General features: G+C 71.2%; 1 protein-coding gene and 1 pseudogene. One reads left to right on the forward strand and one right to left on the reverse strand.

The window, feature by feature from the left end; all coding sequences use genetic code 11:
* Positions 1–129: 129 nt before the first annotated feature.
* Positions 130–1,875 carry a nitrite/sulfite reductase gene (locus PROKR_RS03250; RefSeq protein ID WP_036959484.1) on the reverse strand — a complete coding sequence of 582 codons (1,746 nt, stop codon included), beginning with the start codon at positions 1,873–1,875 and terminating at the stop codon, positions 130–132.
* Between the two features lie 898 nt (positions 1,876–2,773).
* Here PROKR_RS03250 and PROKR_RS38155 point away from each other — a divergent pair.
* Positions 2,774–2,904: pseudogene (locus PROKR_RS38155) on the forward strand (GntR family transcriptional regulator); the annotation flags it as partial.

Below are 2,904 nucleotides of genomic sequence, written 5' to 3' on the forward strand. Positions count from 1 at the left end.
CGGACCGGCGTGCCTCACGGGTGCTCTCGCGGGCGGCGGCGCGGGCGCGGACTCGCGCCAGGCGCGGGTTCTCGCCGTGGCCGAGCCCGGAGAGCGCGAGAGAGGAGGCGGGCGCCTCGTCGGTGGCCGTCATCGGAGGGCCTCCTCGTCGGCGCGGTGTGCCCACTGCGCGAACGTCTCGTCGCCGTCGTGGTCGGCCTCGAACCGGCGCACGACCCGCTCCACGTAGTCGCCGATGCCGTCGGCGGTCACCTTGAGCCCGCGCACGGTGCGCCCGAGCCCGGCGTCGTCCCGGTCCGTCGAGGCCAGGCCGCCGCCCAGGTGCACCTGGAAGCCGGGCACCTGGTTGCCGTCGTCGTCCATGACGAGCTGGCCCTTGAGACCGATGTCGGCCGTCTGGATCCGCGCGCACGAGTTGGGGCAGCCGTTGACGTGCAGGCTCAGCGGCTTGAGGTGGCTCAGGTCGCCCAGGCGCTCCTCGAGCTGCGTGATCGCCGCGGCCGACGTCGCCTTGGTCTCGACGATCGCGAGCTTGCAGTACTCGATGCCGGTGCACGCGATGGTGTTGCGGCGGAACGGGCTGGGCCGGGCCTGGAGGCCGAGCTCGGCCAGGCCCGCGATCAGGGGCTCGACCTGCTCCTGCGCGACGTCCAGGACGAGCAGCTTCTGCTGCGGCGTCAGGCGTACCCGGCTGCTGCCGTGCGCCTCGGCGAGGTCGGCCAGCTCGGCCAGGGTCTCGCCCGAGACCCGGCCGACGGTCGGCGCGGCGCCCACGTAGAAGCGCCCGTCGTGCTGCTCGTACACACCCACGTGGTCGCCACGCTCGTCGAGCCCGAGCGAGGCGGGCGCGGGCGGGGCGACGCCGTCGGGCAGCGCGTAGCCGAGGTACTCGTCCTGCAGGACCTGGCGGAACTTCTCCGTGCCCCAGTCGGCGAGCAGGAACTTCAGGCGCGCCTTGTTGCGCAGCCGGCGGTAGCCGTAGTCGCGGAAGATCCGCACCACGCCGTGCCAGACGTCGGGCGCCTGCTCCTCGGTGACGAACACGTTCAGGCGCTCCGCGAGGCGCGGTGCCGTCGACAGCGCGCCGCCCACCCACAGGTCGTAGCCGATGCCGAGCTCGGGGTGGTCCACGGCGACGAACGAGATGTCGTTGATCTCGTGCACGACGTCGAGGCTGGGGTGGCCCGTGATCGCCGACTTGAACTTGCGCGGCAGGTTGGCCAGGGCCGGGTCCCCGATGAAGCGCTCCTGGATCTGCTCGATCACGGGTGTCGGGTCGATCAGCTCGTCCTTGGCGACGCCCGCCACGGGGCTGCCGAGGATGACGCGCGGCACGTCGCCGCAGGCCTCCGTGGTGCTCAGCCCCACGGCCTCCAGCCGGCGCCAGATCTCCGGGACCGACTCGACCTCGATCCAGTGCAGCTGGAGGTTCTGCCGGTCGGTGATGTCCGCCGACCCGCGGCCGAACTCGGTGCTGATGCCCGCGATGGTGCGCAGCTGCTCGGTGGTCAGGGCGCCGCCGTCGATCCGCACGCGCAGCATGAAGTACTTGTCCTCGAGCTCGTGCGGCTCGAGCTGGGCGGTGCGGCCGCCGTCGATCCCGGGCTTGCGCTGCGTGTACAGGCCCCACCAGCGGAACCGGCCGTGCAGATCGTCACCGGGGATCGCGTCGAAGCCCTCCTTGGCGTAGATGCGCTCGATGCGGTCGCGCACCTCCAGCGGGTCCGACTCCTGCTTGAACTCCTCGTTGTGGTTCAGCGGCGCGGTGCCGTCGACCTTCCACTGGCCGTTCGGCCGGGCGGGGCGCTTCGACGTCGTGGGCGTGCGCCGTGCCGGGGTGCGGGTCTCGGGCGGGGTGGGGGCCGTGTTCACCATGTGCGGGGTCCTGTTCGGTGCGGGGCGCGCGGGCGTGGAGCGTTGCTGGGGGGAGTGGTGCGCGTCGTGCGGGCACAGGTAGCCGGTTCCCGGGGATGACCAGGGACTCAGCGCTGCGGGCCGGCGGCGCGCGCTGACCTTGCAGGGGGCGAGGGGCGCGTCAGGGCTGACAGCTGCGACAGCGGTCGCAGGCACAGGTCGGCGTGGCACACATGGGCATCTCGTGACGGGGTGTCACGAGGGAGATGCGCGCTGCCTTGGTCATGGCGAAGACCGTAACCGCGGGTTCGGACGGGTGGAAGACCATGTCCATATAGTGGATGTCTATTGGGTGCATCAATGTTGCCTATGTGTTTCCCTACTGGAAAGGTCGGGAAACCGGCTGGCGCGGGGTGTGGCAGGGGGTGGGGCGCGGGGCGGCGGGGTCGGCAGGCCTCCGGCCGGCCGCCCCGGTTCGGCAGTTGGCATCAAGGCTCGGCAGTTGGCATCGACATCGGCACAGGCCTGGACCGATCTCGAAGCCAACTGCCGAGTCTGCGGTGCAAACTGCCGCGCCCGAGGCGGACTGCCGATGCCGCCACTCTGGAATAGTGTGCCAAGCGCGTAGCGCCGCTCGTTTGCCAGCTGGCCGCTCGGCTGTCAGCACGCCGTCCACCTGTCAGCACGCCGCCCGAGCGTCGGTGCGCCCGGTACTTAGCGACCGACCTGGGTACGGGATCCTCGCCGCAGTGTCAGGTAGGTGGCATTGGCACGCCGCAGTGTTCGGCAGTTGGCATTGAGGTCGGCACAGGGCTGGACCGATCTGGAAGCCAACTGCCGAGTCTGCGGTGCAAACTGCCGCGCCCGAGGCGGACTGCCGACCTTGCCAGGGCCCGGTGCGCCGTATCTAATATATTGCATGCCCATTCCAAGGAGCGTGCCCGCGATCGATCGCCGGCTCCTGCGCGACGACGTCTACGGCCGGCTGCGCGACGCGATCGTCGACGGCAGCCTGGCGCCGGGGGAGCAGCTGCGCGACCTCGAGCTCGC

Origin of the sequence: Promicromonospora kroppenstedtii DSM 19349 (assembly GCF_000515355.1) — a bacterium.
Classification (GTDB): domain Bacteria; phylum Actinomycetota; class Actinomycetes; order Actinomycetales; family Cellulomonadaceae; genus Promicromonospora; species Promicromonospora kroppenstedtii.

Bases quoted from the DNA above. Each gene is read 5' to 3' on its own strand.
- PROKR_RS03250 (WP_036959484.1), bottom strand. From the start codon at position 1,875: ATGGTGAACACGGCCCCCACCCCGCCCGAGACCCGCACCCCGGCACGG.